Raw genomic sequence first — 11,944 nt, forward strand, 5'->3', positions numbered from 1 at the left:
GCCGGGTCGGCCGTTGTGCCGCAAGTCACTTCTCTTCCGGTGTACCCACCGGTAGCTTGCTCTCGCTCCACAGTGCCCAAGTGCCCTTTGGGCGGCTCGTGCGTGTTCCTTCCATGCCACGAAGGCGAGGGTGCATGTCCAGATTCGAGCGGGTGCGGACGCTACGACGGGTGCGCGGCAAGGTGTTGCCGGTGGCGCTGATGGCGACCCTGATGGGTCTCACCGGCGGCCTGACCGCGACCGGGTCGGCCGGTGCGGCCCCGGCCGGCGCCGCGACCACCACGCTGTCCCCCCAACTGGAGGCGATCCGGCAGGCCGAGGCCCAGGCGCTCTACGGGAGCACCGGGATCAAGCCGATCACCGAGCGCAAGACGTCGCTGATCTCGCTCGGCGACAGCGAGATCGCCGGCGAGGGCGTCGGCGTGTACGAACCCGGCACCGACGGCCCGGACAACTGGTGCCACCGGTCGCCCGAGGCGGCGATCCACAAGACCGGGATCCCGACCGACCTGACCTACAACGTGGCCTGCTCCGGGGCGTCCACGGTCAACATCAGGATCGGCGGCAGCAAGCAGTACGCCGACGAACTCGTGCAGTCGGACAGCCTGGCGATCAAGGCGCGCAACACCCGCGTGCAGCTGATCCTGCTGGTCGCCGGGGCCAACGACGACATCCGGTTCGGCCCGACCATGACCGACTGCGTGACCAGGCGGGTGTTCTTCCAGGGCGAGTGCTACGGCACGTACCAGCCCGGCTGGCAGGCACGCGCGGACGCGATGCGGCCCAAGGTCGAGCAGACCGTGCGCGACCTGAAGACCGTCATGGCCGACGCGGGCTACGCGAGCGGCGACTACAAACTCGTGCTGATGGGCTACCCGTCGCCGATCGCCCCGGACGTGGAGGACAACCCCGACTTCCCCGGCTGGTACGCCGGCGGCTGCGTGGGCTATCTGCGCGACGCGGCGTGGGGGCGCAACGAGGCGGTGCCGATCTTCGAGCGGGCCGAGCGTCAGGCCGCGGCGAACACCGGTGTCACCTACCTGGACAACTCGCGGCTGTTCCACGGCCACGAGGTCTGTACCGACAACACCTGGGCACGCGGCCTGTGGTTCGCCAACCCGAACGTGTTCGACCCGAACACGACCCGGCAGAGCTTCCACCCCAACGCGCGCGGCCACCTGGCGTTCGCGTCCTGCCTGACCCAGCTGTACGCCTCGGGCTGGAACCAGGCCGGTTGCGCGGACTCGGCAAGTACCGGACAGGCGAAGCTTTATCCGGGTGTACTCAGTGCCGACTTCCGGCAACTGCGCAACGAGGGGACCGGGTTGTGCGCCGACGCGTACGGCTTCTCCTCGCGCAACCACACCCCGGTGGACCTGTGGCCCTGCCACGGCGGGCGCAACCAGGGCTTCCGATACGACGCCGCGAACCAGTCGCTGCACACCGAACTCAGTGAGGACCGGTGTGTGGATCCGCTCGGCGGCGGGCGCGCCTCGGGCACCGCGCTGGTGTTGTGGAACTGCAACGGCGGCACCAACCAGCGCTTCGTCGAGGTCGCGGGCACGCTGCGGCCGGCCGACACGCAGACCCTGTGCGTGGCGGCGCCGGCGGCCGACGCGACGCTCGGCGCGAAGCTGGTGCTCGCCGGGTGCGACGGTTCGGCGGGGCAGCGGTGGGTGAAGGAGCCCGCCGCGCCGGTACGGTTCGCCGAACTCGTCTCCGGCGCCAAGTGCCTGGACGTGGACGGCGGCACGATGTCGTCCGGGCGGGCCGTGCTGGCCTGGGACTGCACCGGCAACACCAACCAGAAGTGGTGGCGCAATCCGGCCACCGGCCAGGTGCACAGCCTGAAGGACCCGGCGTACTGCCTGGACAACCGCGGCGCCACGGCGGCGGGCGCGGGCCTGGGCATCTGGCGCTGTGACGACGCGCACGGGGCGTACCTGAACAACCTGCGCTTCGACACCGATACGGCCGACCGCCTGGTCAGCCGGGTCTCCGGCCTCGCTGTCACCGCCCCGGCGGGCAACGGCGCGGTCACCCAGCAGCCGGTGGGCGCGTCGCCGGCGCAGACGTGGACGGCGGGGGTCTCGGTGGCCCTGCCCTACTCGGTGATTCCGTACGACGCCTACTGATCGCCCGCACGCACCACGCGGCCCCCGTCCGGATGCCGGGACGGGGGCCGCGGCCGTGGTCGCTTCCGGGGCGCGGCTCAGTCGCGGTCCGGGTCCTTGCGGAGGGGGTCCTCGCGGCGGACGGGCTCCTCCTTGCGGAACATGTCGCGCTCGCGCTCGCGGCCCCGGTCGAGTTCGCGGCGGTACTCGGTCTCCGGGGGCAGCTCGTGGACGCGCTCCGCCTCCGTCTCGCGAACGCGCTCCGCCTCCATTTCGCGAACGCGCTCCGCCTGCGTCTCGCGTTTGCGCTCGCGTTGTTCCTTGCGCCGCTTGACCCGCACCGACACGCCGCCCATCACGGCGAGGCCCTTGACCACCACGACGGGTGCGCGCGGGTCGTCGGTGTACTGCTCGTGGACGTCGAAGCTGCCCATGAAGCCGAACCCGTGGTCGCGCACGGTGACGCCCTCCGGGATCTTGATGTCGATCCCGCCCCAGATGGTGAACACCCGGATCACCAGCTCGGGTTCGTCGAACACCGCGTCGGTGAGGTCGATGTCCACCCCGCCCATCACCGCGACGGCGTTCAGCTTCCCGCCCGCGCGCCAGCGGCCCTTGCGGGTGGAACCGCTCCAGAACGCGAACATGTTCGACCGGGCGGGTTTCGGCGACACCGACGTGGTCGCGGCCGGCTCGTAGCCGATCGGGGCGGGTGCCGGGAGGTCGGCGATCAGCGGTTCGAGCTGGCTCACCGTCCTCGCGGCCAGCGCCGCGTCCACCCGTTCGGCGTGTTCCTCGGCGGTCAGGCGGCCCTCCGCGAGCGCGTCGCGCAATACGTTGACGTAGCGGTCGCGGTCCGCGTCGGACGCCCGCAGCTCGGGGGTGGGCGGTTGGGATCGACGCTCTGGGCTGGTGTCCACGAGGTCAAATCTAGCCCGGGGGTGCATTCGCCGGGAGTACGGACCGCGCGAGCAGCCGCACGGCCTCGCGCAGCCGGTCGGGGGACGACCCGGCGTAACCGATGATCACCGCCGGCGGGCCGGTCGCGAACGCGCGCAGGTCGGCCATCGGCTCGACCCGCACGCCGAGCGCCCCGGCCCGGCGTACCGTGGCCGACTCGTCGGAGCCGGGCGGCAGTTCGACGTAGAGGTGGATGCCCGCGGCGACGCCGTGCACCCGGGCGGCCGGCAGGTGTTCGGCCAGCGCCTCGACCACCGCGTCGCGGCGGGCGCGGTAGTGCGCGCGCATCGCCCGCAGGTGCCGCTCGTACGCGCCGGTGGCCAGCATCCGGACCAGGGTCAGCTGGGGGAGGGTGGCCGAGCCGAGGTCGGCGTTGGTCTTCAGGTCGTGGATCCGCTCGATCAGCGGTGCGGGCAGGACGGCCCAGCCCAGTCGCATCCCGGGCGCGAGCGCCTTGCTGGTCGAGCCCAGGTGCACCACCCGGTCCGGCGCCAGGCCCTGGAGGCAGCCGACCGGGTCGCGGTCGTAGCGGAACTCGGCGTCGTAGTCGTCCTCGACGATCAATCCGTCGTGCGTGCGGGCCCAGTCGACCAGGGCCGCACGGCGGCGGGGGGACAGGACCACGCCGGTGGGGTACTGGTGCGCCGGGGTGACCAGCACCGCCCGGGCGCCGGTGCGGGCCAGCGCCGCGACGTCGACACCCTCGGCGTCGGTGGGGGCGTAGGCGACGGCCAGGCCGTGGGTGGTGAAGATGCCGCGCTGCCGGTCGCTGGAGGGGTCCTCCACCGCGAGCACGTCCCGGCCGAGTCGGCGCAGCGCCTGGGAGACCAGGGACAGGCCCTGGGCGACGCCGTTGACCACCACGATGTGCTCGGGCCGGGCCTGCGCGGCCCGGACCCGGCCCAGGTAGTCGGCCAGCGCGGCGCGCAACTCGCCCGCGCCGGACGGGCCGGGATAGCCGAGCGCGCGGTGCGGGGCGGTGTTCAGCACGTGCCGGGTCGCGGCCAGCCACGCGGAGCGCGGGAACGCGGACAGGTCGGGCACCCCGGGCTTGAGGTCGTGGGTGATCGGGACGGCCGCGCCGGGATCGGGCGCGGCGGTCGGCTGGGGCGCGGTGCAGGCGGCGGTGACCTGGGTGCCGGAGCCGTGTCGGGAGACCAGGTAGCCCTCGGCGACCAGTTGCTCGTAGGCGTCGACGACCATGCCCCGGGAGACGTCCAGGCTCTCCGCGAGCGCGCGGGTGGACGGCATCCGGAATCCGGCGGGCAGCCGGCCCGAGCGGATCGCCTCGCGCAGGCCCGACTGCACCTGGGCGCCGAGGCGGCCCGCGGATCGGTCGAGGTGGACGAGGAGTTCGCGCATGGGGTGCCTGCCCTGGGGTGGCCGGGAGGGGAGGGCGGTCGCGGCCCGCCCGGCAGGGGAGGGTCGTGGGTTCGCCCCGGTGGGAGGTCGTGGGCCCGCCGCCCCGAAGTGGTCCGGTTTTTCGGGGCGGAAGTGGCTCTGCCGAGGGCTCCACCGGCTTCCTAACGTTACGGCACATGACGCTCTCCTCGATGTCCCCCCGCTCGATCGGTCTGCTGTGCGCGGCCTCCGCACAGGGGCTGATCGGCGCCGCCGCGGGCGTCTCCGCGGTGTTGCGCGACTATCCGGTGACCGGCGGCCAGATGCTCCGCTACACGCTGGCCGCGCTGGTGTTGTTCGGGGTGCTGCGGGTGCGTCGGATCCCGCTGCTGCGGCCGACCCGGCGCGAGCTGGTCCGGCTGGGGCTGCTCTCGCTGTCCGGGCAGACGGTGTTCAACCTGTGCCTGTTCGCCGCGCTCGACCGGGCCGACCCGGCCACGGTGGGCAGCATCCTGGGCGCGACGCCGCTGCTGCTCGTGCTGGTCGCGCCGCTGCTCGGCGGGCGCCGGCCGAGTCGGTCGGTGTTCGCCGCGGCGGTGCTGGTGGTGGCGGGGGCGGCGGTGGTGCAGGGGTTCGGCGGCGGGACGGCGGTCGGGTTGTTGTTCGCGTGTGGCGTGGCGCTGTGCGAGATGGGCTTCACGCTGATCGCGGTGCCGCTGCTGCCGCGGCTGGGTGCCTGGCGGATCGCGGCGTACGCGACGGCGATGGCGATTCCGCAGATGTCGGTGGTGGGGGCGTTCACCGACGGCACGGACCTGATCCGGATGCCGTCGGGCACCGAACTGGTCGCGCTGCTCTACCTGGCGCTGCCGCTCACCGCCGGGGCGTTCCTGCTCTGGTACTCGGCACTGGCCCGGGTCGAGCCGGAGCGGGCCGGGCTGTTCATGGGCCTGGTGCCGGTCACGGCGGCGCTGTCCGGCCTGGTGCTCGGCACCGGCACACCCACGATCGGCCAATTCGCCGGCGCCCTCCTGGTCGGCGTGGGCGTGGTCCTGGGCCTGCGTGCGGAGGAGGACGAGCCGGCGGCGCAGCACGGGGAGCCGGCTCGGCGATCGGTCGAGGAATTCTCCGCGCCGGCCGCAACGACCGCGGAGCCGCCGCCCACAAACCGATGACAGTGTTCATCGAGGTTCACCGAACCGAGGAGGGCGTCTTGGCCGAGCCAAGCATTCGGGAGGTGACCGGGATCGCTCGCGACCCGGCCCTCCTGGAGGCGTTCTATCGGAGAAACATCGACGCGGTGAATCGCTTCGTGGCCCGCAGGGTCGGCGACCCGCACGCGGCCGCCGATCTGACCGCGGAGGTCTTCCTCGCCGTGCTCGACACGGCGGCGACCTATCGCGGCGGCCCGGGTGGCGAGCGGGCCTGGTTGTACGGGGTGGCTCGCAACGTGGTGGCGAGCGAGCGGCGGCGGGCCGCGCGCGAGGAGCAGGCGTCACGGCGGATAGCCGGTCGGCGACTGGTCGACGACGACGACCTGGTGCGGATCGAGGAGCGGCTGGACGCCGAGGCGGCGGCTCGTCGCACCTACCGCGCGATCGAGCGGCTGTCCGAAGCCGATCGCGCGGTGCTCGAACTGGTCAGCGTCGACGGGTTGGACGTGACCGAGGCGGCGGCGGCGCTCGGGATCCGGCCGGTGTCGGCACGGGTGCGGCTGCACCGGGCGCGACGGCGGCTGATCGAGGAGCTGAGGGGGGAGCCGACGCAGGACCGGGAGCCGACCCGCCCGGTGCCTCGCGAGGGCGGGCGCACCGCGGGCGCACGCGTCGCGACCCACCCGACGGGCACCCCCGGCACGGCTTTGCGAGCGGAGGCGAAGGCATGAGCACCTTCGAGGAACGACTGCTGGACGAATTGCGGAAGGTGGCCGCGGCCGACGACACCATGCCGCCCCCGGTCGAGCCCGGCCGGCGGTTCGGGCGAAATCGGCGGACGGTGTTCGGTCTGGCCGCGTCGATGTTGCTCGCGACCGGCATCGCGGTCGGCGCGCCCCTGCTGGGCGAGGGTTCCTCGGCCGGCGCCCGACCGTTCGAGGTGATCCGGAAGGACGACGGGCGGATCCTGTTCCGGGTGGTCGAGTTCCGCAACCCCGAGGCGCTCGAACAACGGCTGCGGGAGCTGGGCGTCGCGGTGGTCGTGGACTACGTGCCGGCGAGCAAGCGGTGCCGGGAGCCGCGCTTCGCCGAACACCCGATGTCGGGCGACGACCTCACCGCGATCTACCACCGGAAGGAGATCCCGGCCGCGAACGGCGACGGGCCCGGCGCTGCCGCCTTCGAGGAGGCGAGCCAGGGGTGGCACGAACTGGTGCCCGGACTGATTCCGCCGGGCACCACACTCGTCCTCACCGAGGGTTACTACGACGGCACCGACCATTCCGGTTCCCTCGGGTCCTACGCCCTCGCCGCCGGTCCGGTGGCGCCGTGCGAGCTCGAACCCAAGCCCGGCTACGTGCCACCGCCGCGGCACGAGGACGAGCGCCCCCACTCGCCGGGTGCGCACCACCCGACCCCGGCGGCGACCTCGAAGCCGTGAGCGATCCGGGGCCGCTCTACTCTGGACGAGGCCCCGTTACCGCATGAGTGAGGATCACGATGTCCGCCCCTGAGAACTCCTTCAGCGCCTACACGGATCTGCTGCCGCTCGGGGAGGACACCACGCCCTACCGGCTGCTGACCGCCGACGGCGTGTCCACGTTCGAGGCGGGCGGGCGCCGGTTCCTCAATGTCGACCCCGAGGCGATGCGGCTGCTCGCGCGCACCGCGATGCGCGACATCTCGCACCTGCTGCGCCCCGGGCACCTGGCCCAGGTCGCGCGGATCCTGGACGACCCCGAGGCGTCGGCCAACGACCGCTTCGTCGCGCTCGACCTGCTCAAGAACGCCAACATCGCGGCCGGCGGCGTGTTGCCGATGTGCCAGGACACCGGCACCGCGATCGTGATGGGCAAGCGCGGGCAGCACGTGCTCACCGACGGGCGGGACGAGGAGCACCTGTCGCGCGGCATCGCCAACGCGTACACCGAGCTGAACCTGCGCTACTCGCAGATGGCCCCGCTGACCATGTGGGACGAGAAGAACACCGGCAACAACCTGCCCGCCCAGATCGAGCTCTACGCGACCCCGGGCGAGGCGTACAAGTTCCTGTTCATGGCCAAGGGCGGCGGCAGTGCCAACAAGTCGTACCTGTACCAGGAGACCAAGGCGGTCCTGAATCCGCAGAGCATGCTGCGCTTCCTGGACGAGAAGATCCGCTCGCTCGGCACCGCCGCCTGCCCGCCGTACCACCTGGCGATCGTGGTCGGCGGCACCAGCGCGGAGCACGCGCTCAAGACCGCGAAGTACGCCTCCACCCGCTACCTGGACACGCTGCCCGGTCAGGGCTCGCCGCTGGGGCACGGCTTCCGCGACGTGGAGTTCGAGGCCGAGGTGCTGAAGCTGACCCAGCGGATGGGCATCGGCGCGCAGTTCGGCGGCAAGTACTTCTGCCACGACGTGCGGGTGATCCGGCTGCCCCGGCACGGCGCGTCGTGTCCGGTGGCGATCGCGGTGTCCTGCTCGGCCGACCGGCAGGCGCTGGCCAAGATCACCGCCGAGGGGGTGTTCCTGGAGGAGCTGGAGACCGACCCGGCCAAGTACCTCCCGGAGACCACGCACGACGACCTCGACGACGCCGTCGTACAGATCGACCTCAACCGGCCGATGAGCGAGATCCGCGCCGAGCTGTCCAAGTACCCGGTCAAGACCCGGCTGTCGCTGACCGGCCCGGTCGTGGTCGCGCGCGACATCGCGCACGCCAAGATCAAGGAACTGCTCGACGCGGGCAAGCCGATGCCGCAGTACCTGCGCGACCACGCGGTCTACTACGCGGGCCCGGCGAAGACTCCCGAGGGTTACGCGTCGGGCTCGTTCGGCCCGACCACCGCCGGGCGGATGGACTCCTACGTGGAGCAGTTCCAGGCCGCGGGCGGCTCGTTCGTGATGCTGGCCAAGGGCAACCGGAGCAAGCAGGTCACCGACGCGTGCAAGACGCACGGCGGCTTCTACCTCGGCTCGATCGGCGGCCCGGCCGCGCGCCTGGCCCAGGACTGCATCAAGAAGGTGGAGGTCCTGGAGTATCCGGAGCTGGGCATGGAGGCGGTCTGGAAGATCGAGGTCGAGGACTTCCCCGCCTTCATCGTGGTCGACGACAAGGGTGAGGACTTCTTCGCCGACGTCACCACGCCGACCTTCCACATCAACCGGCGGCCGTGAGCCCGGTCGCTTCGTCGCGGCCCGGGTGTCGAGCAGGTTCGGCACCCGGGCCGCGGCCGTCACGCCCTAGGCGAGGTCGGGGTCGAGCGGGGTCTCCAGCAGGGCGGCCAACTCGGCGGTGAACGCCGTGACGCGAGGGCTGCCGGGGCCGCCGAGCGGGGCCAGGAAACGTGCGTGCAGTTCTTGGACGATGCCGATCGCGCGCCCGGTGACCTCACGTCCGTGCTCGGTGAGGGAGAGCCGTACGGCCCGGGTGTCGGCCGCGTCGCGGGTGCGCTCGATCAGGCCCGAGCCCTCCAGGGTGCGTGCCAGCTTCGAGACGTAGAGCGCCTCCAGGCCGGTGTGGTCGGCGAGTTCACGCTGACTGGGCTGCCGCCCGGAGCGCGCCATGCCGTACAGCGAGGCCAGCAGCGAGTATTGCGCGTGGGTCAGCCCTTCCGGCCCGACGGCCCGGTCCACCGCCACCCGCCACTTCATCGACAGACGCCACACCAGAAAGCCGGGCGTCGCCCCTTCGGTCGTCGTGCTCATGGCGAAAACAGTACATGGCTATCAAATACATGGACGCTGTTTCCCGCGGGTCGGAAAGTGGGGTCGTCGGTTGTCGGTTTCCTTGACGTTTCCTTGTGGTTACTTGTCGTCGCCTTGTCACGCCGGCGCGCATGCGCGGGATTTCGTCGGGTAGGCGACACCCACCGAGCCCACCAGCCGACGTGAGGAGCACAGCGTGACGGAACGGATCGAGATCATCCGCAGCGTCCGCGCGACTTGGACACCCCCGCCGGCCGGCGCGTGTGCGAGCGTGGACCGGGAGGTCTTCCTCGGCTACCCCGGGGAGCCCGCGGTCGCCCGGCTCGCCCGTGAGGAGGACGCCAAGCGCGTCTGCGCACGCTGCTCGGTCCTGTTGGAATGCCGGGAGAGCGCCCTGGCCGAGACCAACCCGGTCGGGGTGCGCGGCGGCCTGACGCCGAACGAGCGTGGGGCGGTGCGCCGCCGGCGCGCCCATCACTGACCCGCCGTCATCCCGGGTGCCGGTCCGCCTCGCCGACGATGTGGTCGTGCGGGGTGTCCGTGGTCAGCCGGGCCAACTTGCGCAGCAGCGCGCTCAGTTCCTCGGACTGTTCGGGCGACCAGTCCGCCATCACCTCGGTGAGCATCTGCCGACGGGCCTCGACCAGCGCCTCCAGCGTCTCGTGGCCCTTGGCGGTGAGCGCCATGGTGCCCTCGCCGAGCCGCTCGATGTGCCCGGAGAAGGTCAGTTCGTCGGCGTAGCGGCGAACCCTGGCCTCGGGCTCGTGGATGCGGACGGCGAGGTCGGGGATCGAGATCGGCCCCAACTGGTCGACCTGCACCAGCCCGTACGCGCACGGCACCGACAACTCCACGCCCGAGCGGTCGATCATGCGCTCGTAGCGCGACCAGCCGTTCTCCCGGTGCACCATCTGTGCCATCGCCCGTTCGATCTCGTCGACCGAACTGCGCGAGGTGGGCGACATCAACGGGGTCTGCTCGGTCTCGCGGGTGGCCTCGCGCAGCGGCACCTCGCGGAGCAGGAACGACAACAGGAACGCGATCAGCACGATGCAGGAGGCGACCAGGAAGACGGTCTGCAGTGACTGCGCGTACGCGTGGATGAAGCCGGTCTTGGCCGCGGGCGGCAGCCGGTTCAACTCGGCCGGGTTGATCGCGGACGAGGATCCCGGCGCGGTGCCGGGTGGCAGGCTCTCGCCGCGCGCGGCGGCCTCGCGCAGGTGGACCGCCAGGCGGTTGTTGAAGATGGTGCCGAAGACGGCCGCGCCGAACGAGCCGCCGATGGAGCGGAAGAAGGTCGCGCCGGCGGTGGCCACGCCGAGTTCGGCGTAGGGCACGGCGTTTTGCACGGCGAGCACGATGACCTGCATGACCAGGCCCAGGCCGACGCCGAAGACGAGCATGTAGAGCGAGGAGGCGGCGGTGGTGGTGAACTCGTCCATCCGCGACATCAGGAACATGCCGACCGCCATCACGGCGGTGCCCACGATCGGGTAGATCTTGTACCGGCCGGTCCGGCTGATCAGTCGACCGCTGACGATCGAGGTGACCAGGAGCCCGCCCATCATCGGCAGCAGCCGCAGGCCCGACTCGGTCGGCGAGGCGCCGTTGACGACCTGCATGAACAGCGGCAGGAAGCTCAGTCCGCCCATCATCGCGAAGCCGACGATGAAGCCGATGCCCGCGGTCACCGAGAAGATCCGGTTGCGGAACAGGGTCATCGGGAGCACCGGTTCGGCCGCGCGCCGCTCGACCACGACGAAGGCGACGAGCAACACCACGGCCGCGACGCCCAGTCCGAGGATCTGCCCGGAGCCCCACGGGTAGGTGGTGCCGCCGAAGGTGCTGAGCAGGACCAGGCAGGTGGTGCCGGCGGCCAGGAGGGTGATGCCGAGGTAGTCGATGCTCGGCCGGGTGTGTACCTCCTTGGTGTGCAGCGCGGCGGCGATCACCGCGAGGGCGATCGCGCCGATCGGGAGGTTGATGTAGAACACCCAGCGCCAGGTGAGGTGGTCCACGAAGAAGCCGCCGAGCAGCGGCCCGGCCACCGAGGTCACCCCGAACACCGCGCCGAACAGGCCCTGGTAGCGCCCGCGCTCGCGGGGCGGCACCACGTCGCCGATGATCGCCTGGGACAGCACGATCAGCCCGCCGCCGCCGAGTCCCTGGATGGCGCGGAAGGCGATCAACTCGGTCATGCCCTGGGCGATGCCGCACAACACCGAGCCGATCAGGAAGATCACGATCGACGCCTGGTAGAGCTTCTTGCGCCCGAACAGGTCGCCCAGCTTGCCCCACAGCGGCGTGCTCACGGTCGACGCGAGCAGATACGCGGTGACCACCCACGACAGGTGATTGAGCCCGCCGAGGTCGCCGACGATGGTCGGCAGCGCGGTCGACACGATGGTCTGATCGAGCGCGGCCACCAACATCCCGAGCATCAGCCCGGTCAACACCAACCCGAGCCGAGGCGCAGCCTCCACCCCGGCCGGACTGCTGCCATGCCTGCGCTGCGGCGCGCTCATCCGGTGGCCTCCTCGATCGACGCTCAAGGAGGATCCCCACAAACAGGTACAAAATCCGCACCTATTAGTGGGACAAGCGCACGCCCCGAGTCTCGGCGCCGAACGCCGACCGAGCCATTTCGGCCCGGCCGGCGTTCGAGGCCACCTCGGTCGACGGCCG

At 71.7% G+C, this 11,944-nt stretch carries 10 protein-coding genes; 6 read left to right on the plus strand and 4 right to left on the minus strand.

Translation table 11 applies throughout. The features are described from left to right. The first annotated feature begins 134 nt into the window (after nt 1-134). A complete protein-coding gene (locus tag EMA17_RS33205) occupies nt 135-2,135 on the plus strand; it encodes a ricin-type beta-trefoil lectin domain protein (RefSeq protein ID WP_371863077.1) in 2,001 nt (666 codons plus the stop codon). A gap of 77 nt (nt 2,136-2,212) precedes the next feature. Here EMA17_RS33205 and EMA17_RS33210 read toward each other — a convergent pair whose 3' ends face one another. Both EMA17_RS33210 and pdxR read right to left on the minus strand, forming a co-directional pair. Beyond that, the gene (locus EMA17_RS33210) at nt 2,213-3,034 is read right to left on the minus strand and encodes a DUF1707 SHOCT-like domain-containing protein (protein WP_246127054.1); all 822 of its coding nucleotides are present in this window, start codon (nt 3,032-3,034) and stop codon (nt 2,213-2,215) included. 10 nt (nt 3,035-3,044) lie between these two features. Next, entirely contained in the window at nt 3,045-4,436 is a 1,392-nt protein-coding gene (gene pdxR, locus EMA17_RS33215) for a MocR-like pyridoxine biosynthesis transcription factor PdxR (RefSeq protein ID WP_126640870.1), read from the minus strand. Between the two features lie 176 nt (nt 4,437-4,612). On the opposite strand from pdxR, the gene EMA17_RS33220 reads away from it, so the two are divergent. From EMA17_RS33220 to EMA17_RS33235, 4 genes are read left to right on the plus strand one after another with little or no spacing between them, the layout of a single operon-like run. Beyond that, nucleotides 4,613-5,590 carry a DMT family transporter gene (locus tag EMA17_RS33220; RefSeq protein ID WP_126640871.1) on the plus strand — a complete coding sequence of 326 codons (978 nt, stop codon included), beginning with the start codon at nt 4,613-4,615 and terminating at the stop codon, nt 5,588-5,590. Nucleotides 5,591-5,628: 38 nt separating this feature from the next. Further along, on the plus strand, nt 5,629-6,300 hold the full coding sequence (locus tag EMA17_RS33225) for an RNA polymerase sigma factor (protein ID WP_246127055.1): 672 nt from the start codon (nt 5,629-5,631) through the stop codon (nt 6,298-6,300). Then, nucleotides 6,297-7,010 carry a hypothetical protein gene (locus tag EMA17_RS33230; RefSeq protein ID WP_126640873.1) on the plus strand — a complete coding sequence of 238 codons (714 nt, stop codon included), beginning with the start codon at nt 6,297-6,299 and terminating at the stop codon, nt 7,008-7,010. Before EMA17_RS33225 ends, EMA17_RS33230 begins: the two co-directional genes overlap by 4 nt. A 59-nt stretch (nt 7,011-7,069) precedes the next feature. Next, nucleotides 7,070-8,728 carry a fumarate hydratase gene (locus tag EMA17_RS33235; RefSeq protein WP_126640874.1) on the plus strand — a complete coding sequence of 553 codons (1,659 nt, stop codon included), beginning with the start codon at nt 7,070-7,072 and terminating at the stop codon, nt 8,726-8,728. Nucleotides 8,729-8,794: 66 nt separating this feature from the next. Here the strand turns inward: EMA17_RS33235 and EMA17_RS33240 are convergent, their stop codons facing one another. Beyond that, the gene (locus EMA17_RS33240; protein WP_126640875.1) at nt 8,795-9,259 is read right to left on the minus strand and encodes a MarR family winged helix-turn-helix transcriptional regulator; all 465 of its coding nucleotides are present in this window, start codon (nt 9,257-9,259) and stop codon (nt 8,795-8,797) included. A gap of 196 nt (nt 9,260-9,455) precedes the next feature. Here EMA17_RS33240 and EMA17_RS33245 point away from each other — a divergent pair, with 196 nt between their 5' ends. After that, complete coding sequence (locus tag EMA17_RS33245) at nt 9,456-9,740, plus strand: WhiB family transcriptional regulator (protein ID WP_126640876.1); 285 nt, start codon at nt 9,456-9,458, stop codon at nt 9,738-9,740. A gap of 7 nt (nt 9,741-9,747) precedes the next feature. Here EMA17_RS33245 and EMA17_RS33250 read toward each other — a convergent pair whose 3' ends face one another. Then, complete coding sequence (locus EMA17_RS33250; RefSeq protein WP_126640877.1) at nt 9,748-11,784, minus strand: MFS transporter; 2,037 nt, start codon at nt 11,782-11,784, stop codon at nt 9,748-9,750. Nucleotides 11,785-11,944: the final 160 nt, after the last annotated feature.

Origin of the sequence: Embleya hyalina (assembly GCF_003967355.1) — a bacterium.
Taxonomy (GTDB): domain Bacteria; phylum Actinomycetota; class Actinomycetes; order Streptomycetales; family Streptomycetaceae; genus Embleya; species Embleya hyalina.

Coding starts and splice junctions, on each gene's coding strand:
- EMA17_RS33230 (WP_126640873.1), top strand. CDS start 6,297: ATGAGCACCTTCGAGGAACGACTGCTGGACGAATTGCGGAAGGTGGCC.
- EMA17_RS33205 (WP_371863077.1), top strand. CDS start 135: ATGTCCAGATTCGAGCGGGTGCGGACGCTACGACGGGTGCGCGGCAAG.
- EMA17_RS33235 (WP_126640874.1), top strand. CDS start 7,070: ATGTCCGCCCCTGAGAACTCCTTCAGCGCCTACACGGATCTGCTGCCG.
- EMA17_RS33240 (WP_126640875.1), bottom strand. CDS start 9,259: ATGAGCACGACGACCGAAGGGGCGACGCCCGGCTTTCTGGTGTGGCGT.
- pdxR (WP_126640870.1), bottom strand. CDS start 4,436: ATGCGCGAACTCCTCGTCCACCTCGACCGATCCGCGGGCCGCCTCGGC.
- EMA17_RS33220 (WP_126640871.1), top strand. CDS start 4,613: ATGACGCTCTCCTCGATGTCCCCCCGCTCGATCGGTCTGCTGTGCGCG.
- EMA17_RS33250 (WP_126640877.1), bottom strand. CDS start 11,784: ATGAGCGCGCCGCAGCGCAGGCATGGCAGCAGTCCGGCCGGGGTGGAG.